We start from the raw sequence: 21,361 nt of genomic DNA on the forward strand, positions 1-21,361 counted from the left end.
TTATCTCCCTTTCAGTAAGGCAAAAGATTCATAGGGTTGCAGTTCCAGGCTGACAGCCAGCGTATGCCGTGGCGCGTAGTGGCTAATCAGGCATTCGCCGTGCCAGTTCTGTAATGATTCCGGCAGGGGGAGCGTGGCGGGCTCGCGGCTGAAATTGTTCACCACCAGCAGCGTGTCGTCGCCAAGCTTTCTTAGCCAGGCGAAAACCTGAGGATGCTCAGTCAGGACCTGCTGAAAGTCGCCGTACACCAGAATGGGATGCTGCTTACGAAGCACTACCAGTTTTTGGTAGTGCCAGAAAATGGAGTCAGGTTGCGCCAGGGCCGCGGCCACGTTGATATCGCGATAATTCGGGTTCACACCGATCCAGGGCGTTCCGGTTGTAAAACCTGCATTTTCGCTTGAATCCCACTGCATTGGCGTTCGCGCGTTGTCGCGCCCGTTGGCGTGGATCCCGCTCATCATGTCTTCGTGAGGCACGCCTTGCTGCAACCGCTCCTGATACAGATTCAGGCTTTCGATATCGCGGTATTCCTCGACCGTCCCGAAACGCACGTTGGTCATGCCAATCTCTTCGCCCTGATAGATATAGGGCGTGCCTTTCAGGCAGTGCAGGGCGGTGGCGAGCATTTTGGCGGAGGCTTCGCGAAACTCGCCTTCATCACCAAATTTCGATACCGCGCGGGGCAGGTCATGGTTGCTCCAGAACAGCGAGTTCCAGCCCTCATGCGCCAGCGCGGTTTGCCATTTACTGATAACGGCTTTGAATCCCGCTAAATCAAACGGTTTGCTGCGCCATTTGCCTTCTGTTTCATCCCAGAACTGTTTGATGTGGTCGAACTGAAACACCATCGACAGCTCTTCGCGGTTATCGGCGCTGTAAAGCAAGGCATCTTCCGGCGAGGCGCTCCAGGCTTCGCCCACCGTCACGTAGTCACCTTTGCCAAAGGTGGCGCGGTTCATCTGGCGGATCAGTGCATGCAGATTTTTGCCGTTGGCCATGATTTGCTTATCGACTTCTTTGCCGATCAGGTCGATAACGTCCATCCGGAAACCGCCGATCCCTTTGGCAAGCCAGCGGTTCATCATGGCGTGGACTTCGGCGTGAACGCGCGGGTTATCCCAGTTGAGATCCGGCTGACGCTTAGAGAACTGGTGCAGATAATAGTCGCCGCTGGCTTCATCCAGCGCCCAGCCGCTGCCGCCGAAATAAGAGTGGAAATCGTTCGGCGGGCCGCCATCTGCCGCCGGTTTGCGCCAGATGTAGAAGTCGCGGTACGGGTTATCTTTGCCTTTCAGCGCTTCAACAAACCACGGATGTTCGTCGGAGGTGTGGTTCACCACTAAATCCATCAGGATGTGGATGTCACGGGCTTTGGCCTGCGCAATCAGCGCGTCCATTTGCGCCAGCGTGCCAAATTCGGCGGCAATGTCTTCGTAGTCGGAGATGTCATAGCCGTTGTCGTCCATCGGCGAGCGGTAAACGGGGGAAAGCCAAATCAGGTTAATGCCAAGCTGGTGGAGGTAATCGAGCTTGCTGATGATCCCCCCGATATCGCCAATGCCGTCGCCGTTGCTGTCCATAAAACTGCGCGGGTAGATTTGGTACACCACCGCGTTGTGCCACCATTTTGTTTGCATGGGATGCTCCTGATAGCGTCTGTGTCGGTTTTGACCTTCTCCCTCTCCCTGGGGAGAGGGCCGGGGAGAGGGTACGCGCCCCTAACCCTCTCCCTCAAGGGAGAGGGGACTAAATCTCAGGGGCAAACGCGCCTGAATGCCCGCCCCGCATCATCAAACAAATAACAGCCAGAAGGCGGCAACCGCAGGCCGATGCGCTGGTCAGGGTTGATCTCCAGCCGCGAAGTCAGGCGTATGACCAGCGGTTCGCTGCCGTAACCACTGTTGACGTACAGCAGGGTTTCGTTGCCCATTTGCTCAACGAACAGCACTTCGCCTTCTACGTCGGCCATTGCTAAATCAAACAGCTCGACATGCTCCGGGCGTATGCCCAGCCACACGCGATCGCCTGTTTTTCCACGATGCGTATCTACAGGGAGCACAATGCGCTGACGGTTTTCGAGATCGACCACGCTTTCACGCTCACGGGTTTCCGCCAGCGTGCCGGCAATCAGGTTCATTTTCGGTGAGCCAATAAACTGGGCGACAAACAGGTTCGCCGGATGGTCGTACAGCTCCAGCGGGGAGCCGACTTGCTCAATTTGCCCCTGGTTTAGCACCACAATTCTGTCGGCCAGCGTCATGGCTTCCACCTGGTCGTGGGTGACATACAAAATCGTGGCGTTGATGCGCTTATGCAGGGCGGCGATTTCCATCCGCATCTGCACGCGCAGCGAGGCATCGAGGTTGGAAAGCGGTTCATCAAACAGGAACAGGCTCGGTTCACGTACGATGGCGCGGCCAATCGCCACGCGCTGGCGTTGCCCACCGGAAAGGTCTTTCGGGCGTCTGTCGAGCAGCTTTTCAAGCTGCAATATGCGTGCGCTGGCCTGCACTTTTTTGTCTATTTCAGCGGGCGGCAGTTTTGCCATTTCCAGCGCAAAGGCCATGTTTTGATAAACCGTCATGTGCGGATAGAGCGCGTAGGACTGAAACACCATGCCAATGCCGCGTTCGGCGGGCGAATCATCGTTGACGCAGACGCCATCAATGCGCATCTCGCCGTCGCTAATCTCTTCCAGCCCCGCCACCATGCGCAGCAGCGTCGATTTCCCGCAGCCGGACGGGCCGACGACCACCACAAACTCGCCGTTATCCACGGTCAAATCCAGGGGTTTAATCACTTCCGACGAGCTGCCGTAACGTTTGCTGATTTTGTCGAGTACCAGTTGCCCCATAGTTATCCCTTAATTGCTCCGCTGGTTAGCCCGCTGACGATGCGTTTCTGGAAGATGAGCACCAGCACGATAATCGGCAGAGTGACGACCACGGACGCTGCCATAATGCTGCCCCACGGCAGTTCGAAGGTAGACGCGCCGCTGAACATGCTGATAGCCACCGGTACAGTGCGTTTGTCGCCTGAAATGATGAAAGTGAGAGCGAACATGAATTCGTTCCACGCGCCGATAAAAGCCAGCAGCCCTGTGGTGACCAGTGCCGGAGCCAGGATCGGCGCAAAGACGCGGCGGATAATGGTCCAGGTGCCTGCGCCATCGACAATTGCCGCTTCCTCCAGTTCGACCGGAATCGACTTCATAAACGTCGTCAGAACCCAGACGGTAAAAGGCAGCGAAAAGGTGGTGTAGGAAAGCACCAGCGCGCCGAGCGAATCGTACAAGCCCAGAAAACGCACCAGTTCGAACATCCCGGTCAGCACCGCGACCTGGGGGAACATCGACACGCACAGAATGGTGAACAGCAGGAATCGCCTGCCGCGAAACGGCACGCGGGCAAGCGCGAAAGACGCGGTGACGGAAACCAGCAGGCAAATGCCAACGGTAATTGTCGCTACCAGCACGGAATTGAGCAGGCTGCGCGCAATGCCGTTATCCACCAGCGCCACCACGTAGTTATGCCAGTGCCAGCCGCTCGGCAGATACGCCGGGAGAAACAGCTCTTGCCCGGTGCGTAACGAAGTCAGAATGGCGTAGTAAAAGGGAAAGACGCAGAACAGCACGGCGAAAGTGGCTCCGGCGTAGACCACCATGTTTCTGCCGAAGCGCCGCTGGGCACGAGTTGTTTTCATCAGCGCTTCTCCTTGTCATTCAGTTTTGCGACACGGATAAAGCAAGCGGCAATGCCCGCCACCATCATAAACACCAGCACCGATGCCGCAGAGCCTGCGCCCATATCCTGATAGGAAATGATCTGCTCGCGGGCGTAGCCGGAAACGGACATGGTGGCTTCGCTGTTGGAGGTCAGCACGAAGATCAGATCGAAGATACGCATTGCATCCATCACGCGGAAGATCAGTGCGACCACCATCGCAGGGAGGATCAGCGGCAGCGTGATCCGTTTAAAGCGCTGCCATGCGCTTGCGCCGTCGATTCGCGCTGCCTCGTACAAGTCGCCAGGGATCAGCTGCAAGGCGGCCAGCAGCATCAGCGCCATAAACGGCGTGGTTTTCCAGACATCTGCAATGACCACTGCCCACATCGAGAGCGATGGTTCTGCTATCCACGCCAGGTGCGCCTGATAGCCAAACAGTTTCGCCAGCAGATCGTTCACCACGCCGTACTGATCGTGGAACATCCAGCCCCACATTTTGGCGCTAACGATGGTCGGGATAGCCCAGGGCACCAGGATTGCCGTGCGAACCAGCCCCTGACCGCGAAACTTCTCGTTCATCAGCAGCGCCAGCAGCATGCCAAAAACCAGCTCAAGGCAGACGGACACCACGGTAAACCACAGCGTATTTCCGACCGCCTGCCACCACAGCGGGTCGGCCAGCACGCCGCTGATTTCCCCGTCATGGTTGAGGTAATAGTTTGCCAGGCCCACCATCTGATACTCGCTCGGGTTGTCGAGCATCGCATTGGTTAAGCTGAAAAAAAAGGTTCTCGCCAGCGGCCATCCGGCCGCCAGCACCAGCAACAAAAGGGCTGGCGTCACCAGCCACCACGCCAGTCGACGCCGCCGTTTCTGATAGCCTAAGTGCGCCAATTAATGCCAGTCCTTACCTTTGATGCGCTCAAGGCGTTTTTGCAGATCGGCCACGGCCGTTTTGCCATCGCTGCCGCCATTGAGCACTTTAAAGGTGACGTTAAAAATGGCGTTAGAGACGCGCGGGTACTGGCTCTTGGTGGCTGTCGCCGGGCGAGGTACCGCATTGGCGAAGATTTCTTTAAACATCGTCAGATAGGGCGCGCTCTCCATCACCGCTTTGTCCTCATACAGCGCCGAACGCGTTGGGGCGAAGCCGAGGTATTTCAGCTGCATTTTCTGTGAGTCAGCATCGGTAAGGATTTTCAGCAGCGCGATGGCGGCATCTTTGTTTTTAGTATTGGCATTCACCGACCACTGCCAGCCGCCCAGCGCGTTGGCGGATTTGCCATCCGGGCCAGCAGGCAGCGGTGCGACGCCTACTTTGCCTTTCAGCGGGCTGTCAGCACCTTGTGAAAGAAGGTAAGCGTACGGCCAGTTGCGCATAAACAGCGCATCGCCGTTCTGGAACACCGCGCGGGACTCTTCCTCTTTATAGCCCAGCGCACCTTTTGGCGTGATTTTGCCAATCCAGCCTGCGACCATATCGAGTGCCGCAGCCGCTTTTGGATTGTTCACGGTCACGTTCCCTTTTTCGTCGATAAAGGTGCCGCCACCGTAGGAATCAATCCACTCCAGCGCGTTACAGGTCAGGCCTTCATAGGATTTGCCCTGGAAGATCATCCCCCAGAAATTGTTATGCCCGGCTTTGCGTTCTTCGGCCTGAATTTTGGTGGCGATACGGGTCAGGTCTTCCCAGGTTTTTGGCGGCTGCTCGCTGTATTTCTCCAGCAGATCTTTGCGGTAATAGAGCACGCCGGTGTCCAGATAGGCTGGAATGGCTTTGACCTTGCCATTTACGGTGTCGTTCGCCCACGGGCCGGGGAAGAAATCGCCTTTCATTGAGCTGACCGCATCGGTCAGATCGAGCGTTTGCTTATCCAGCAGGCCAACCCAGATGGTGTCGGACTGGAACAGATCCACCGCTTTTTCATCTTTCGCGGCAAACAACTGCTGGAGCAGGGCCAGCTTCTCGTCGGAAGCCGCCGGGAATTCGATAAATTCCAGCTTGTTGTGGGTCTGCTTTTCAAAACGATCTTTGACGTAGTTGCAGTATTCCTTACCGCCAGGCGAAATCGGGCATTCCATGCGCAGGGTATCGGCAAGCGCAGTGTTAGCAACACCCGCCAGCGCTAAGGTAATAAGACTTAACGTCAGTTTTTTCATTCTGTCCTCGACTGTTCAGACGTAACCAGAGGTGGCGATAGAATAAACACGCCATCTTCAAAGCTAGAACAACGAGGCCGGTCAGCAAGTTAGCAGCCTAATCTTTGTCTCAAATCAGGATCTACTGCACGGATAGGATTTTTTTTTAGCGCTTCGTTGAAAGAAGCGCTAAGGGGAGGGCTAGTCGAGGGTAAAGGCATCCGCATCCTGCCAGGCAGGGAATTTTTCGCGGTACTCTTTCAGCGCAGCGAGTGACAGTTCGGCATCGATTCTGGTTGCCTGGTGGGCTTCTGCGGTACCAATGATATCGCCCTGCGGGTTAATCACCCGGCTGTCGCCACGGTAGTGATGACCGTTGCCATCGGTGCCTACGCGGTTGCAGCCCACAACATAAGCCTGATTCTCAATTGCCCTTGCGGTCAGCAGCGCCTGCCAGTGCAGCGAGCGTGGCGCAGGCCAGTTGGCCACATACAGCGCCAGATCGTAATCATCACGATTACGCGACCACACCGGGAAGCGCAGGTCGTAGCACACCAGCGGCAAGATTCGCCATCCACGCCACCCGAACACCACGCGCTCATTGCCAGCCTCATAGTGGTGATGCTCATCCGCCATACGGAACAGATGGCGCTTATCATAGCGATGAACTTTGCCTTCCGGCTCCACCAGCAGGAAACGGTTCACCGGGCCGCGTTCGGTTTGCAGGGCTGCGCTTCCGGCTATCAGCGCGTCCGCCTGTTTGGCCTTCTCGTGCATCCAGGCCACAACGTCCTCTTCCGGCAAAGATTGCGTTGCTGCTTCCATGGCAAAACCGGTGGTGAACATCTCCGGCAGAACAATCACATCGCGCCCCTGGATACCCTCCAGTTGGCGATCAAAATGGCGCAAATTGGCAGGACCGTCCATCCACACCAGCGGTTGTTGCAACAGCGTTACTTTCAGGTTAGGCACAGTCAGAAGCTCCTGAGTCATCGGCGGTTTGATTACTCTACTACCTTATCAGCAGGTGATGCGGCTTTGTAACAAATCGATAAAAAAAAGCGGAGAGGATCTCCGCTTTGAGTGTTAACACGTGATGTGTTTAGTCGCCGGGTCGTCGCCCGGCTTTAGAGTGGTAAACCGTCAGGCCGCCTCAATCTTGCGAATTTTCTCCGGCAGCTTTACCGGTTTGGTCGCCAGCGCGTCAGGCTCAAAGTCATCGACGTTGATGCTGCGCAGACGGCTTTCTTCTGCTTTGGTCAGAATGGCTGCTTCGTCCTGGTTAATCAGCCCTTTCGCCAGCGCGTTGCGGGCCAGTTCGTCCAGACGGGTGAACGGCAGGTTCTTACCAAGCTCTTTGCAGATACGCTGATGGATCGGATCGGCTGCCATCACATCGGTCAGCGCTTCTTCCAACAGGCCGACTGCGTTGTGCTCGCTTGGCGTCAGGTACTGACCGCGGCCGATACGAGAACGGGTGGCGCCTGGCGTTTGCAGGATCTTCGCCACAACGTGATCCAGTTTGTCCGACGGCGCGGCATAGTGACGGCCCGTTGGGAAGATAACGAAGCGCATGGCGCCTGCCACAAACCCGTTCGGGAAGTTACGCAGCAGGTCATCAATCGCCTGTTCTGCCTGATAGAGCGCATCCTGCACGCCCCAATGGACCAGCGGCAGATCCGCTTCATTGCGGCCTTCGTCGTCATAGCGTTTCAGCACCGCAGAGGCGAGATACAGCTGGCTCAGCACATCACCGAGGCGCGCGGAGATACGTTCGCGACGCTTCAGGCTGCCGCCGAGAACCGCCATCGACACGTCAGACAGCAGCGCCAGGTTGGCACTCAGACGGTTCAGGTGCTGATAGTAGCGACGGGTCGCATCGTGCGTTGGCGTGCTGCTGGTGAGGCCGCGAGTCAGGCCCAGCCAGAAGCTGCGCATTTTGTTGCTGCCCACGTGACCGATGTGCTTAAACAGCAACTGGTCGAACGCGTTCAAATCTTTGTTCTGCGCTGCCGCCATTTCTTCCAGCACGTACGGATGGCAGCGGATAGCGCCCTGACCGAAGATCATCATGCTGCGGGTCAGGATGTTCGCACCTTCTACGGTGATCGCAATCGGTGCGCCCTGATAAGCACGAGCCAGGAAGTTGCCTTCGCCGAGCATAATGCCTTTCCCGCCAGCGATATCCATCGCATCGATGATTGACTGCTGACCACGGTGGGTGCAGTGATATTTCACAATCGCCGACAGCACCGCAGGTTTTTCGCCAAGCATAATGCCGTAGGTTATGAGCGATGCCGCCGCATCCATCACATACGCGTTACCCGCGATGCGTGCCAGTGGCTCTTCAATCCCTTCCATTTTACCGATAGAGATTTTGAACTGACGGCGAATGTGAGCATAAGCGCCGGTCGCCATCGCTACCGATTTCAGGCCGCCTGTGGAGTTCGACGGCAGGGTGATACCGCGTCCGACAGAGAGACATTCAACCAGCATACGCCAGCCCTGGCCGGCCATTTTCGGGCCACCGATGATGAAGTCGATCGGTACGAAGATGTCCTGACCGCGGGTCGGGCCGTTCTGGAACGGCACGTTCAGCGGGAAGTGGCGACGACCAATTTCAACGCCTGGGGTGCTGGTTGGGATCAGCGCACAGGTAATGCCCAGATCTTCCTCGCCGCCCAGCAGTTTGTCCGGGTCAGAGAGTTTGAACGCCAGGCCCAGCACGGTGGCGATAGGGGCCAGCGTGATGTAGCGTTTGTTCCAGGTGAGGCGCATACCGAGCACCTGTTCGCCCTGCCATTCGCCCATGCAGACGACGCCGGTATCCGGAATAGCCCCGGCATCGGAGCCTGCTTCCGGGCTGGTCAGCGCGAAGCAAGGGATCTCCTGGCCGCGTGCCAGACGTGGCAGATAGTGATCTTTCTGCTCGTCAGTGCCGTAGTGTTGCAGCAGTTCGCCTGGGCCTAAAGAGTTCGGTACGCCGACGGTGATCGCCAGAATGCCGGACACGCCAGAGAGTTTTTGCAGCACGCGTGACTGGGCATAAGCGGAGAATTCCAGGCCGCCGTACTCTTTCTTAATGATCATCGCGAAGAAGCGATGTTCTTTCAGGTAAGCCCACAGCTCTGGCGGCAGGTCAGCCATTTCGTGAGTGATCTGGAAGTCGTTCGCCATGCGGCAGGCTTCTTCCACCGGGCCGTCGATAAAGGCTTGTTCTTCCGCTGTCAGGCGCGGCTGCGGGTAGTTGTGCAGCTTTTTCCAGTCGGGATTCCCCTGGAACAGATCGCCTTCCCACCAGGTGGTGCCCGCATCAATCGCTTCTTTCTCGGTACGCGACATTGGCGGCATCACTTTACTGAAGGTGCGGAACACCGGTGCGGAAATCATCGCTTTGCGCATCGGGGTGAAGTTGAAGGGCAGCAGAATAATCGCCAGCGGCAGCAGTAACCACATATTCCACAGCCCGGCCGCGCCCAGAGCGCCCGTCCAGACCAGCAGGATGAGGCTACTGAGCAGCAGGTTAACACGGTGATAGAACAGCGCACCGAGTAACACGATGGTTGCAACAATACTCAAAATCATCATAAAGAAATGCTCCCTTGCTTGTAGGAGGTCTGACCACTTGTGATGATATGGTTGTAGTGGATGTTATTTCTTTTATCAATGTGTTTACAAAATAATTACAACCTGGCTCACACTGTTGCCGCTTAACGGGGCACGGAAAATCAAAACAGCGTGGGATAACGGGGTCGACCACTTCTCGCTTTACCCGCTATCCGTTACACTGCTGGGGTTAATAATCAAAGCGGAAGGACATTCCTCATGTACCAGGATCTGATTCGTAACGAACTGAACGAAGCAGCAGAAACACTGACTAATTTTCTGGCTGATGAAGCAAACATTCACGCCATTCAGCGCGCTGCGGTGCTGCTGGCGGACAGCTTCAAAGCCGGTGGCAAAGTGCTTTCTTGCGGTAACGGCGGTTCCCATTGCGACGCCATGCACTTCGCAGAAGAGCTGACCGGTCGCTACCGTGAAAACCGTCCAGGCTACCCGGCGATTGCCATTTCTGACGTCAGCCATCTGTCTTGCGTCAGCAATGACTTCGGTTATGACTACGTCTTCTCTCGTTACGTTGAGTCTGTGGGCCGCGCGGGCGATGTTCTGCTGGGTATTTCCACCTCCGGAAACTCCGGTAACGTGATCAAAGCGATTGAAGCTGCGCGCGCGCAGGGGATGAAAGTCATCACACTGACCGGCAAAGACGGCGGCAAAATGGCTGGTTCCGCAGACGTGGAAATCCGCGTTCCGCACTTTGGCTTCGCTGACCGCATCCAGGAGATTCACATTAAAGTGATTCACATCCTGATCATGCTTATCGAAAAAGAGATGGTGAAAGCCTGATAGCGGTGTGCCGGGTGGCGCGTTTTCCTTCGTAGGTCGGGCCAACGAAGTGCCGCCCGACGATGCCGGGTAAGCGACGCGCCACCCGGCACTGCCTGAAAGTGCAAGAGGTGATTTATGTGCGAACTGCTCGGGATGAGCGCCAATGTCCCAACCGATATCTGCTTCAGTTTCACCGGGCTGGTTCAGCGCGGGGGCGGAACCGGGCCGCATAAAGACGGCTGGGGGATCACCTTCTACGAGGGCAAAGGCTGTCGCACCTTTAAAGATCCGCAACCCAGCTATCAGTCACCGATTGCCAGACTGGTGCAGGACTATCCGATTAAATCCTGCTCGGTCATCGCGCATATTCGCCAGGCCAATCGCGGTGAAGTCGCGCTGGAAAACACCCATCCTTTTACCCGTGAGCTGTGGGGCCGCAACTGGACCTACGCGCATAACGGGCAGCTGAAAGGTTACAAATCACTGGAAACGGGCCAGTTCCGCCCTGTGGGTGAAACCGACAGCGAAAAAGCGTTTTGCTGGCTGCTGAACAAACTCACCGCTCGCTACCCGCGCACGCCCGGCAACATGACTGGGGTGTTCAAATACATCGCCACGCTTGCAGGTGAACTGCGGGAAAAGGGCGTGTTCAACATGCTGCTATCCGATGGGCGCTATGTGATGGCGTTCTGCTCGACGAATCTCTACTGGATAACGCGACGTGCGCCATTTGGTGTGGCAACGCTGTTGGATCAGGACGTGGAGATTGATTTTCAGCGAGAGACCACACCGAACGATGTGGTCACTGTGATTGCGACGCAGCCGCTGACAGGCAACGAAACCTGGCACAAGATTGCGCCAGGCGAGTGGGCGTTATTTTGCCTCGGGGAGCGTATAGTTTGACGCCAACTGGGAGCGCTGGATTTCGTGGCTCAGCGGCTTGCTGACCACGTAGCGCCCGTTCTGAACTGTCACCATCGGCGGCTTGTGGGTCTGCTCAAAGTAGTCATAGCCCGGTTTCAGCTGCGACCAGAAATCTTTGTAGTAAGAGAATTTATGGCGTTCCATATTCGCATCGGTCATGCGGAACGGATAAATGCTCACCTGCACGCTTGACTGACCAAACACCAGCGCACCGGTCACGAACTGAAAAATCTCATCAATGCCCGTGTCGGTCATGGCATAACAGCCAATTGACACGCAGGCACCGTGAATCATCAGGTATTTCCCTTCATAGCCGTGTGCCTGATCGTAAGCGTTCGGGAAGCCGATGTTGATGGCTTTATAAAAACGGCTGTCAGGTTTGAGCTGGCTGCGGGAGACGTTGTAGAACCCTTCCGGAGATTTGAAATCGCCCTGGCGCTGTTTTGGGCCAAGACCACCGGAGTAGTTACAAATTTTATAGCTGTCGAGCAACTGGTACGTTTCACCCATTTTCACGTACAGATCAAGGGTGCGCTCTTCTTTAAAGATCTGGATATAAACCGGTGACCCCATAAGCTGCTGCTTATATTCTTTGCTGACCGGGGTGGTCGAGCTATTACTGCTAAGCAAACCGGCAAACGAAACGCACGGGATCAACAGCATCGCAAGTAACAATGCGATTTTGCGCATACTACATGTTCCTTGATAAAACGGTGATAAAAGGCCGGGGAGGCCAAAACGGTACCGAAATCAGAATTGTCTCGATTAGGTGCGCTCACATTAGCATCACCAAAGTTTTTCGCAAGTCCGGGCCGCCGTGTTTACAGAGATAGTTTTACGTTATAAAGCATTTTTTTCCCTGATACAGTCAGAACTTTGCGTATTTGCTCGCAAATAACAACCTGCAAGCCGCGCAAATGCTGCGTTCATGCCAGTGATCCTGTAAACTTCCCGCGTCTCACGACCAGGTTAAGAAAGGATGCTTTACTCTCATCGTACTGCCGCCAGCAGCGCTCTCTGGCACCGGATTTTCCTTTCTTTTTTATTTTTACTTCGCTGGGTTCAGTGACAGTACAGTAACGTTTACGGATACCTGCTAACGACATGATTAAAATCACAAAAGGGCTGAATCTGCCCATCGCTGGCGCACCGTCCCAGCACATAGCCGAAGGCGTGCAGGTCACGCGGGTGGCTGTGCTGGGCGAAGAATACATTGGCATGCGCCCCTCCATGGCGGTCCAGGAAGGCGACCGCGTCGCCAAAGGGCAACTGCTGTTCGAAGACAAAAAGAACCCGGGCGTGCGCTTCACTGCGCCTGCAAGTGGCGTCATCAGCGCGATTCATCGCGGTGAGCGTCGCGTATTGCAGTCTGTGGTGATTGATGTTGAGGGCGATGACTCCATCCGTTTTGCACGCAGAGATGTCGCTGAACTGAAAACGTTGAAGCGCGAAGAGGTGCAGCAGCAGCTACTGGAATCCGGGTTATGGACCAGCCTGCGCACTCGTCCGTTCAGTAAAATCCCGGCACCTGAAAGCGTGCCTACGGCGATTTTCGTCACCGCCATGGATACCAATCCTTTGGCTGCCGATCCGCAGCCTATCATCTTTCACTATCGCGAGGCGTTTAACGCCGGGTTAACGGTGCTGGCGCAGTTGACGGACGGCAAAATTCACGTTTGTCAGGCCAGCGGCGGCAAGCTTGGCGGCCATGCTGCGGGTCAGGTGACGTTTAATGAATTCACCGGCCCGCACCCTGCGGGTTTACCGGGCACGCACATTCACTTTCTGGAGCCTGTCAGTCTGCATAAGCAGGTCTGGTATCTGAATTATCAGGACGTGATTGCCATCGGCAAACTGTTTACTGAAGGTGAGCTGTGGGCTGAGCGCATTATCTCGCTGGCCGGGCCACAGGTGAGAACCCCTCGCCTGGTGAAAACCCTGCTGGGCGCTAGCGTCGAACAGCTTACGGTGGGCGAACTGGCGGAAGGCGAGAACCGTGTGATTTCCGGCTCTGTGCTAAGCGGCACGCACGCGCTGGGGCCACAGGCTTTCCTTGGCCGTTATCACCTGCAGGTGAGCGTGGTGAAAGAAGGGCGAGACAAAGAGCTTTTTGGCTGGGTGATGCCGGGCAAAGAGAAGTTCTCCATCACGCGTACCACTTTGGGTCACTTCCTCAAAGCTAAGCTGTTCAGCTTCTCGACGGATACCAACGGCGGCGAGCGCGCGATGGTGCCGATTGGCAACTACGAACGCGTTATGCCGCTCGATATTCTGCCAACCATGCTACTGCGTGACCTTCTGGCGGGTGACACTGACAGCGCGCAGGCGCTGGGCTGTCTTGAACTCGACGAAGAAGATTTGGCGCTCTGCACCTACGTTTGTCCGGCGAAATACGAATACGGGCCGGTGCTACGTGAAGTATTAACCCGCATTGAGCAGGAAGGATAAGTGATGGGCTTGAAAAATCTGCTGGAAAAAATAGAGCCGCACTTCACTCACGGCGGCAAACTTGAAAAGTACTACCCGCTCTATGAAGCGGCGGCCACCATTTTTTATACGCCGGGTCTGGTCACGAAGGGCGCTTCTCACGTCCGTGATGCCATCGATCTCAAGCGTATGATGATTCTGGTGTGGCTGGCGGTGTTCCCGGCGATGTTCTGGGGCATGTACAACGTGGGTCTGCAAACCATTCCTGCGTTGCATAAACTCTACGGAGCGGAGCAACTTCAGCAAGTGATTGCCAGCCACTGGCACTACAGCGTAGCGCAATGGCTTGGCGTTAACTTTGGCCCGGATGCGGGCTGGCTAAGCATGATGGGATTAGGCGCAGTGTTCTTCCTGCCCATCTATATCACCGTGTTTATCGTCGGCGGTTTCTGGGAAGTGCTGTTTGCCATCGTGCGCAAACATGAAATCAACGAAGGTTTCTTTGTTACCTCCATCCTGTTCGCGCTGATTGTGCCACCGACGCTGCCTCTGTGGCAGGCGGCGCTGGGCATCAGTTTTGGCGTGGTAATTGGCAAAGAGATTTTTGGTGGCACCGGGCGTAACTTCCTCAACCCTGCGCTCGCCGGGCGTGCGTTCCTGTTCTTTGCTTATCCGGCTCAAATCTCTGGTGACCTGGTGTGGACAGCCGCAGACGGTTTCTCTGGCGCAACGCCGCTTTCTCAGTGGGCGAGCCACGGCGGCGAAGCGTTGATGAATATCTCAACCGGCCAGCCAGTGACCTGGATGGACGCCTTCCTCGGCAATATTCCTGGCTCCATCGGTGAAGTCTCGACGCTGATGATCCTGATTGGTGGTGCCATCATCATTTTCGGTCGCGTTGCCTCCTGGCGCATCGTCGCCGGGGTGATGGTCGGCATGATTGCCGTTTCCACCCTGTTTAACCTGATTGGTTCAGCCACCAACCCGATGTTCGCCATGCCGTGGTACTGGCATCTGGTGCTGGGTGGTTTTGCTTTCGGCATGATGTTTATGGCGACTGACCCGGTGTCTGCGTCGTTTACGGATAAAGGAAAATGGGCCTATGGCGCGTTGATTGGTGCGATGTGCGTGCTGATCCGCGTGGTGAACCCGGCATACCCGGAAGGGATGATGCTGGCGATTCTGTTCGCCAACCTGTTCGCACCGCTGTTCGATTACCTGGTGGTGCAGGCCAATATCAAGCGGAGGAAGTCGCGTGGCTGAAGTAAAAAGTAACGATAGCATCGGCAAAACGCTGCTGGTGGTGCTGGTGCTTTGCCTGGTCTGCTCGATAGTCGTGGCAGGCTCAGCAGTTGGCCTGAAATCTCGCCAGCAAGAGCAGAAAGCACTGGATAAGCAACGTAACATTCTCTCCGTTGCCGGGCTGATGCAGCCAGAGATGAAGCCGGAAGAGGTTGCATCCGTGTTTGCTGAGCGCATCACGCCACGCCTGCTGGATTTGAAAAGCGGCGATCTGCTGGATAAAGACCCCGCCTCTTTCAACCAGGGGCTGGCACTGAAAGATCCGGCGCAAAGCACGGTGCTAGAGGCAAATCAGGATCCGGCAGGCATCAAGCGTCGCAGCAACGTCGTGGAAATCTACCTCGTCAAAAACGAGCAGCAGAAAATCCAGGAAGTGGTGCTGCCGATTTACGGCAACGGCCTGTGGTCGATGATGTATGCCTTTGTGGCGCTCGATGTCGATGGCAGAACGATGAAGGGCATCACCTATTACGATCAGGGTGAAACGCCGGGGTTGGGTGGCGAAGTTGAAAATCCGTCATGGCGTAAACAGTTCATCGGTAAAAAAATTCTCGATGACAACGGCATGCCAGCACTGAAAGTGATGAAAGGCGCAGCGCGTCCGGGCGACGAATATGCGGTGGATGGTCTGTCCGGGGCGACGCTCACCTCAAACGGCGTACAGCACAGCTTTGATTTCTGGATGGGGGAGCAAGGTTTTGGTCCCTTCCTGAAGCAGATTCGTGAAGGAGGCCTGAACAATGGCTGAACTCGGTGATATGAAAGAAGTAAAACGCGTCCTGACGGGGCCGCTCATCGCCAACAACCCGATTGCCTTGCAGGTATTGGGCGTGTGTTCGGCGCTGGCGGTGACCACCAAACTGGAAACCGCGTTTGTGATGACCATTGCCGTGACGCTGGTGACCGCGTTTTCCAGCATGTTTATCTCGATGATCCGCTACCACATACCCAACAGCGTGCGCATTATCGTGCAGATGGCGATCATCGCCTCACTGGTTATCGTGGTCGATCAGCTGTTGCGGGCCTTCGCCTATGAAACCTCAAAACAGCTGTCGGTCTTCGTCGGCCTGATCATCACCAACTGTATCGTGATGGGGCGTGCGGAAGCCTACGCCATGAAATCGCCGCCGCTGGCGAGCTTTATGGACGGCATCGGCAACGGGTTGGGCTACGGCGCCATCCTGATGATTGTTGGGTTCCTGCGTGAGCTTATCGGCAGCGGCAAACTGTTTGGCATCACCGTGCTGCAAACGGTACAGAACGGCGGCTGGTATCAGCCAAACGGCCTGTTCCTGCTCGCGCCGAGTGCGTTTTTCATCATCGGTCTGTTGATTTGGGCGCTGCGTAGCTGGAAGCCTGAACAGCAGGAGAAGGAGTAACCGATTATGGCTCATTACATCAGTCTTTTTGTCCGCGCGGTGTTTGTTGAAAACATGGCGCTGGCCTTCTTCCTCGGCATGTGTACGTTCCTTGCGGTGTCGAAGAAAGTCTCCACGGCCTTTGGTCTGGGCGTGGCGGTCACGGTGGTTCTGGGGATCTCCGTGCCGGTCAACAACCTCATCTACAATCTGGTACTGCGCGACGGTGCGCTGGTTGAAGGGGTCGATCTGAGCTTCCTCAACTTCATCACCTTCATTGGGGTGATCGCAGCGCTGGTACAAATTCTCGAAATGATCCTCGATAAGTATTTCCCGTCGCTCTATAACGCGCTGGGGATCTTCCTGCCGTTGATCGCCGTGAACTGCGCCATCTTTGGCGGCGTCTCGTTCATGGTTCAGCGTGATTACAACTTCCCTGAATCCATTGTTTACGGTTTTGGTTCCGGCATCGGCTGGATGCTGGCGATTGTGGCGATGGCAGGGATCCGCGAGAAGATGAAATACGCCAACGTGCCCGCAGGACTGCGCGGCTTAGGGATCACCTTTATCACCACCGGACTGATGGCGCTCGGCTTTATGTCATTCTCCGGCGTGCAGCTATAAGGGCGTAAATGATGGAAATTATTCTTGGCGTGGTGATGTTCACGCTGATTGTACTGGCGCTGTCGCTGCTGATCCTCGCGGCGCGCGCGAAGCTGGTAAACTCCGGCGATGTGGTTATTGAAATCAATAACGAAGCCGACAAGCAAATTCACACGCCAGCGGGCGACAAGTTGCTGAATACGCTCTCCAGCAACGGGATTTTTGTCTCTTCTGCGTGTGGCGGGGGCGGCTCCTGCGGTCAGTGCCGTGTGACGGTGAAAGAGGGCGGCGGTGACATCCTGCCGACCGAGCTTTCTCACATCACCAAACGTGAAGCGAAAGAGGGCTGTCGTCTGGCTTGCCAGGTGGCGGTTCGTCAGAACATGAAAATCGAGCTGCCGGAAGAGATCTTCGGGGTGAAGAAGTGGGAGTGCGAGGTTATCTCCAACGATAACAAAGCGACCTTCATCAAAGAGCTGAAACTGGCCATTCCGGAGGGCGAAAGCGTGCCGTTCCGCGCGGGCGGCTATATTCAGATTGAGTGTCCGTCACACAAAGTGGCCTATGCCGATTTTGACGTGCCGGATGAATACCGTGGCGACTGGGATAAATTCAATCTGTTCCGTTACGTATCGGAAGTGAAAGAGCCGACGCTGCGCGCTTACTCGATGGCAAACTATCCGGATGAGAAGGGCATCATCATGCTCAACGTCCGTATCGCCACGCCGCCACCGTCAGCGCCGGACGTGCCGCCGGGCATAATGTCGTCCTACATTTGGTCGCTGAAAGCGGGCGATAAAGTGACGATTTCCGGGCCGTTTGGTGAGTTCTTTGCAAAAGAGACTGACGCGGAAATGGTATTCATCGGCGGCGGTGCGGGTATGGCACCGATGCGTTCGCACATCTTTGATCAGCTCAAGCGTCTGGGAAGCAAGCGTAAAATCAGCTTCTGGTACGGCGCACGTTCACTGCGTGAAATGTTCTATGACGACGAGTTCGAACAGCTCGCACGTGAAAACCCGAACTTTACCTTCCATGTGGCGCTCTCTGATCCGCAGCCGGAAGATAACTGGACTGGGCATACTGGCTTCATCCATAACGTGTTGTATGAAAATTACCTGAAAAATCATGCGGCACCGGAAGACTGCGAGTTCTACATGTGTGGGCCACCAGTGATGAACGCCGCGGTAATCAAAATGCTGAAAGACCTGGGCGTTGAGGATGAAAACATCATGCTGGATGATTTCGGAGGCTGATGATGTTAACGGTTTTTCTGGCGACCTTTGCCGTGTTTGTACTGGTGATTTTGGGGATGTCGCTCGGCTATCTGGTGAAGCGTAAAAGCATTCAGGGCAGCTGCGGCGGGATCTCCTCGCTGGGGCTGGAGAAAGTGTGCGATTGCCCCGAGCCGTGCGATGCGCGTAAAAAACGCATGGCTCGCGAAGCGCAGCGCCAGCAAAATCGGATCCTGTAGTTTCCCCTCTCCCTAACCCTCTCCCCAGGGGAGAGGGGACCACTCGGTGCTCATTCTTCTCCCCTCGCCCTGTGGGAGAGGGGCCGGGGGAGAGGGCATCAGAACGCACTAAACCCTCCAGCACTTCTCATCTCTCATTATTTTACTGTATACTTAACCAGTAATTATTGAGGGCTGAGTATGCGAAAAATTATCCATGTCGATATGGACTGCTTTTTTGCCGCGGTTGAAATGCGGGATAATCCAGCCCTGCGCGACATTCCTGTTGCCATTGGTGGCAGCCGTGAACGGCGTGGCGTTATCAGCACCGCCAACTATCCGGCTCGTAAGTTTGGCGTTCGCAGCGCCATGCCTACCGCAATGGCCCTCAAACTTTGTCCTCATTTAACGTTATTGCCGGGCCGATTTGAGGCTTACAAAGAAGCCTCTCAGCATATCCGTGAAATTTTCTCGCGCTACACCTCGCTGATAGAACCTCTCTCGCTGGATGAAGCCTATCTGGATGTGACCGACAGTCTGCACTGCCACGGCTCTGCAACGCTGATGGCGGAAGAGATCCGCCAGACTATTCACCAGGAGCTGAACCTCACCGCCTCTGCTGGCGTGGCACCGGTGAAGTTTCTCGCCAAAATTGCCTCCGATCTCAACAAGCCCAACGGACAATATGTCATCACGCCTGATGAAGTCCCTGTTTTCCTGAAAACTCTGGCGCTTGCGAAAATCCCCGGCGTGGGAAAGGTCTCGGCGGCTAAGCTTGAAAATATGGGGCTGCGAACCTGCGAGGATGTGCAGCACGCGGACCTGGCGACGCTGCTTAAACGCTTCGGGAAGTTTGGTCGTGTACTGTGGGAACGCAGCAACGGCATCGACGAGCGAGATGTGAACAATGAACGTCTGCGTAAATCGATCGGCGTTGAGCGTACTCTGGCGGAAGATATCCACGAGTGGGAAGAGTGTGAGGCTATCATCGTGAATCAGCTTTATCCCGAGCTGGAGCGAAGGCTGGCAAAAGTGAAGCCAGACCTGCTGATAGCACGTCAGGGGGTCAAACTCAAATTCAATGATTTCCAGCAAACTACCCAGGAGCACGTCTGGCCGAAGCTCAGCCAGGACGATCTGATCGCCACGGCGCATAAAACCTGGCAGGAGCGACGCGGGGGGCGCGGTGTCAGGTTGGTGGGCGTTCACGTCACGTTGTTGGATCCACAGCTTGAACGGCAGCTCGTGTTGGGGCTGTGAGAAGTGCCTGGCGGCGCTTCGCTGGCACAGGCCTGCAGGGCGAATAAATGTGTAGGCCGGGCAAACGCAGTGCCGCCCGGCAATTCGTGGCACGTTACCCATAAAAAAGCCTCCATCAGGAGGCTTTCGTTATTCATCAATCTGCGTATTACTTCGCAGGAATTGCTTTCAGCAGTTCAGTCAGCAGCGTCCAGTACTGGCCCACGCTTTCGATATGAACCTGTTCATCCGGCGAGTGCGGGCCGGTGATGGTTGGGCCGATGGAAACCATGTCCATGTTTGGGTACGGCTTCTTGAACAGGCCACATTCCAGACCGGCGTGGATGATCTGGATGTTCGGCATTTTGTCGAACAGGCGCTGATAGGTTTCGCGCACCAGATGCATAACCGGAGAGTTAGCATCTGGCTGCCAGCCCGGGTAGCCGCCTTTCGGTGCGGTTTTGGCACCCGCCATTTTGCCCAGTGATTCCAGCATGCTCACCACGTAATCTTTGCCGCTGTCGATCAATGAACGAATCAGGCAGATGATTTCGACGTTGTCGTCATGCATGGACACCACGCCGACGTTCAGGGAGGTTTCCACCACGCCTTTTGCGACGTCAGAGTTGCGGATCACGCCGTTCGGGGTGGCGTTCAGTAACTGAATGAAGCTGTCGCGAGACTGCGCAGTCAGCGCGGCTTTATCCGCAGAAACGGACTCCAGCACCACGGTCAGGTTTTTCTCTTTAACAGACAGTTCGTTTTTCAGGATATCCAGATAAACGTTAGCCATTTTTTTCAGCTCATCGGCTTTAGCTGCCGGAACCGCTACGGTCGCAAAGGCTTCACGAGGGATCGCATTACGCAGAGTACCGCCGTTGAAATCAACCAGACGTAAGTCCAGCTCGGCAGCGTGGCCCGCCAGGAAGCGCGCCAGCAGTTTGTTGGCGTTGCCCAGACCTAAGTGAATGTCGCCACCGGAGTGACCGCCTTTCAGGCCTTTCAGGGTCAGCTTGAAGCTTTCGAAGCCCGCAGGTACGGCTTCACGGCTCAGCGGCAGAGTGGTGATAAAATCAATACCGCCCGCACAACCCATGTAGATCTCACCTTCTTCTTCGGAGTCGGTGTTGATCAGGATATCTGCCTGCAGCCAGTTTGCCTGCAGACCAAATGCGCCGTCCATGCCGGCTTCTTCGGTCATGGTCAGCAGGACTTCCAGTGGGCCGTGCTCAACGCTGTCGTCAGCCAGCACTGCCAGCGCAGAGGCCATGCCTATACCGTTATCTGCGCCCAGCGTGGTGCCGCGCGCTTTAATCCATTCGCCATCGATGTACGGCTGAATCGGGTCTTTGGTGAAGTCATGAACGGTATCGTTGTTTTTCTGCGGAACCATGTCCAGGTGCGCCTGCATCACCACAGGTTTGCGGTTTTCCATGCCCGCCGTAGCACCTTTACGGATCAGAATATTGCCGACCTGGTCGCGTTCAGCGTGCAGGCCTTTTTCCTTCGCCCAGCCCATGATGTGTTCGGCAAGCTGTTCTTCGTGATAGGACGGGTGAGGAATGGAGCAGATTTTTGCAAAAATGTCCCACAGCGGCTGCGGGGACAGTTGAGACAGTTCAGACACGGTAAGTCTCCTTACGGCTCCTGCAAAAGTGACTTGCAGGTAATGGGTTAGCGAGGGCAAACAGGCGTGCAGCCTGACTTGCAAGATGCCGTTGAGAATACCACTTTCTGCCTGCTCTGGTAGTACATCGCGCGCAAAAACTCCCGCACAGGCCGTGAAACACTGGTTTTT

At 55.8% G+C, this 21,361-nt stretch carries 19 protein-coding genes; 10 read left to right on the forward strand and 9 right to left on the reverse strand.

Annotated features, from left to right (window positions below):
- From ACRCWW_RS06600 to fadE, 7 genes are all read right to left on the reverse strand, one after another.
- The gene (locus ACRCWW_RS06600; RefSeq protein ID WP_438681696.1) at positions 1-1,641 is read right to left on the reverse strand and encodes a glycoside hydrolase family 13 protein; all 1,641 of its coding nucleotides are present in this window, start codon (positions 1,639-1,641) and stop codon (positions 1-3) included.
- A gap of 116 nt (positions 1,642-1,757) precedes the next feature.
- The gene (locus tag ACRCWW_RS06605; protein ID WP_438681697.1) at positions 1,758-2,858 is read right to left on the reverse strand and encodes an ABC transporter ATP-binding protein; all 1,101 of its coding nucleotides are present in this window, start codon (positions 2,856-2,858) and stop codon (positions 1,758-1,760) included.
- A gap of 2 nt (positions 2,859-2,860) precedes the next feature.
- Entirely contained in the window at positions 2,861-3,706 is an 846-nt protein-coding gene (locus ACRCWW_RS06610; protein WP_438681698.1) for a carbohydrate ABC transporter permease, read from the reverse strand.
- A complete protein-coding gene (locus ACRCWW_RS06615) occupies positions 3,706-4,623 on the reverse strand; it encodes a carbohydrate ABC transporter permease (RefSeq protein WP_438681699.1) in 918 nt (305 codons plus the stop codon). Before ACRCWW_RS06615 ends, ACRCWW_RS06610 begins: the two co-directional genes overlap by 1 nt.
- Entirely contained in the window at positions 4,624-5,889 is a 1,266-nt protein-coding gene (locus ACRCWW_RS06620; RefSeq protein WP_438681700.1) for an ABC transporter substrate-binding protein, read from the reverse strand.
- 180 nt (positions 5,890-6,069) lie between these two features.
- A complete protein-coding gene (locus ACRCWW_RS06625) occupies positions 6,070-6,840 on the reverse strand; it encodes an amidohydrolase (protein ID WP_438681701.1) in 771 nt (256 codons plus the stop codon).
- A 171-nt stretch (positions 6,841-7,011) separates the two neighbouring features.
- On the reverse strand, positions 7,012-9,456 hold the full coding sequence (fadE, locus tag ACRCWW_RS06630; protein ID WP_438681702.1) for an acyl-CoA dehydrogenase FadE: 2,445 nt from the start codon (positions 9,454-9,456) through the stop codon (positions 7,012-7,014).
- Positions 9,457-9,693: 237 nt separating this feature from the next.
- Here fadE and lpcA point away from each other — a divergent pair, with 237 nt between their 5' ends.
- Positions 9,694-10,275, forward strand: coding sequence for a D-sedoheptulose 7-phosphate isomerase (gene lpcA / locus ACRCWW_RS06635; protein ID WP_330985835.1), 582 nt, complete (start codon positions 9,694-9,696; stop codon positions 10,273-10,275).
- Between the two features lie 117 nt (positions 10,276-10,392).
- Entirely contained in the window at positions 10,393-11,160 is a 768-nt protein-coding gene (locus ACRCWW_RS06640) for a class II glutamine amidotransferase (protein ID WP_438681703.1), read from the forward strand.
- Here ACRCWW_RS06640 and dpaA read toward each other — a convergent pair.
- On the reverse strand, positions 11,131-11,871 hold the full coding sequence (dpaA, locus tag ACRCWW_RS06645; protein WP_438681704.1) for a peptidoglycan meso-diaminopimelic acid protein amidase: 741 nt from the start codon (positions 11,869-11,871) through the stop codon (positions 11,131-11,133). The genes ACRCWW_RS06640 and dpaA overlap by 30 nt on opposite strands.
- Positions 11,872-12,285: 414 nt before the next feature.
- Here dpaA and ACRCWW_RS06650 point away from each other — a divergent pair, with 414 nt between their 5' ends.
- The 8 genes from ACRCWW_RS06650 to dinB all read left to right on the forward strand — a co-directional run bounded on the left by ACRCWW_RS06650 (position 12,286) and on the right by dinB (position 19,584).
- Entirely contained in the window at positions 12,286-13,629 is a 1,344-nt protein-coding gene (locus ACRCWW_RS06650) for a Na(+)-translocating NADH-quinone reductase subunit A (RefSeq protein WP_438681705.1), read from the forward strand.
- A gap of 3 nt (positions 13,630-13,632) precedes the next feature.
- Positions 13,633-14,871: an NADH:ubiquinone reductase (Na(+)-transporting) subunit B gene (locus tag ACRCWW_RS06655; RefSeq protein ID WP_438681716.1), complete on the forward strand. Its 1,239-nt coding sequence runs from the start codon at positions 13,633-13,635 to the stop codon at positions 14,869-14,871.
- Complete coding sequence (locus ACRCWW_RS06660; protein WP_438681706.1) at positions 14,864-15,658, forward strand: Na(+)-translocating NADH-quinone reductase subunit C; 795 nt, start codon at positions 14,864-14,866, stop codon at positions 15,656-15,658. Before ACRCWW_RS06655 ends, ACRCWW_RS06660 begins: the two co-directional genes overlap by 8 nt.
- The gene (locus tag ACRCWW_RS06665) at positions 15,651-16,289 is read left to right on the forward strand and encodes an NADH:ubiquinone reductase (Na(+)-transporting) subunit D (protein ID WP_438681707.1); all 639 of its coding nucleotides are present in this window, start codon (positions 15,651-15,653) and stop codon (positions 16,287-16,289) included. The genes ACRCWW_RS06660 and ACRCWW_RS06665 overlap by 8 nt, the downstream gene beginning before the upstream one ends.
- A 6-nt stretch (positions 16,290-16,295) precedes the next feature.
- Positions 16,296-16,892 (forward strand): NADH:ubiquinone reductase (Na(+)-transporting) subunit E, encoded by a 597-nt coding sequence (gene nqrE, locus ACRCWW_RS06670; protein ID WP_110511594.1) that lies wholly within the window; start codon positions 16,296-16,298, stop codon positions 16,890-16,892.
- A gap of 11 nt (positions 16,893-16,903) precedes the next feature.
- Complete coding sequence (gene nqrF, locus ACRCWW_RS06675) at positions 16,904-18,127, forward strand: NADH:ubiquinone reductase (Na(+)-transporting) subunit F (RefSeq protein WP_438681717.1); 1,224 nt, start codon at positions 16,904-16,906, stop codon at positions 18,125-18,127.
- A gap of 2 nt (positions 18,128-18,129) precedes the next feature.
- On the forward strand, positions 18,130-18,345 hold the full coding sequence (gene nqrM / locus ACRCWW_RS06680; protein ID WP_404659867.1) for a (Na+)-NQR maturation NqrM: 216 nt from the start codon (positions 18,130-18,132) through the stop codon (positions 18,343-18,345).
- Positions 18,346-18,525: 180 nt separating this feature from the next.
- Complete coding sequence (dinB, locus tag ACRCWW_RS06685; protein ID WP_438681708.1) at positions 18,526-19,584, forward strand: DNA polymerase IV; 1,059 nt, start codon at positions 18,526-18,528, stop codon at positions 19,582-19,584.
- A gap of 148 nt (positions 19,585-19,732) precedes the next feature.
- Here the strand turns inward: dinB and pepD are convergent, their stop codons facing one another.
- Positions 19,733-21,190: a cytosol nonspecific dipeptidase gene (pepD, locus tag ACRCWW_RS06690; RefSeq protein WP_438681709.1), complete on the reverse strand. Its 1,458-nt coding sequence runs from the start codon at positions 21,188-21,190 to the stop codon at positions 19,733-19,735.
- Between the last annotated feature and the right edge of the window lie 171 nt (positions 21,191-21,361).

This window comes from Scandinavium sp. (genome assembly GCF_051650185.1).
Lineage (GTDB): Bacteria > Pseudomonadota > Gammaproteobacteria > Enterobacterales > Enterobacteriaceae > Scandinavium.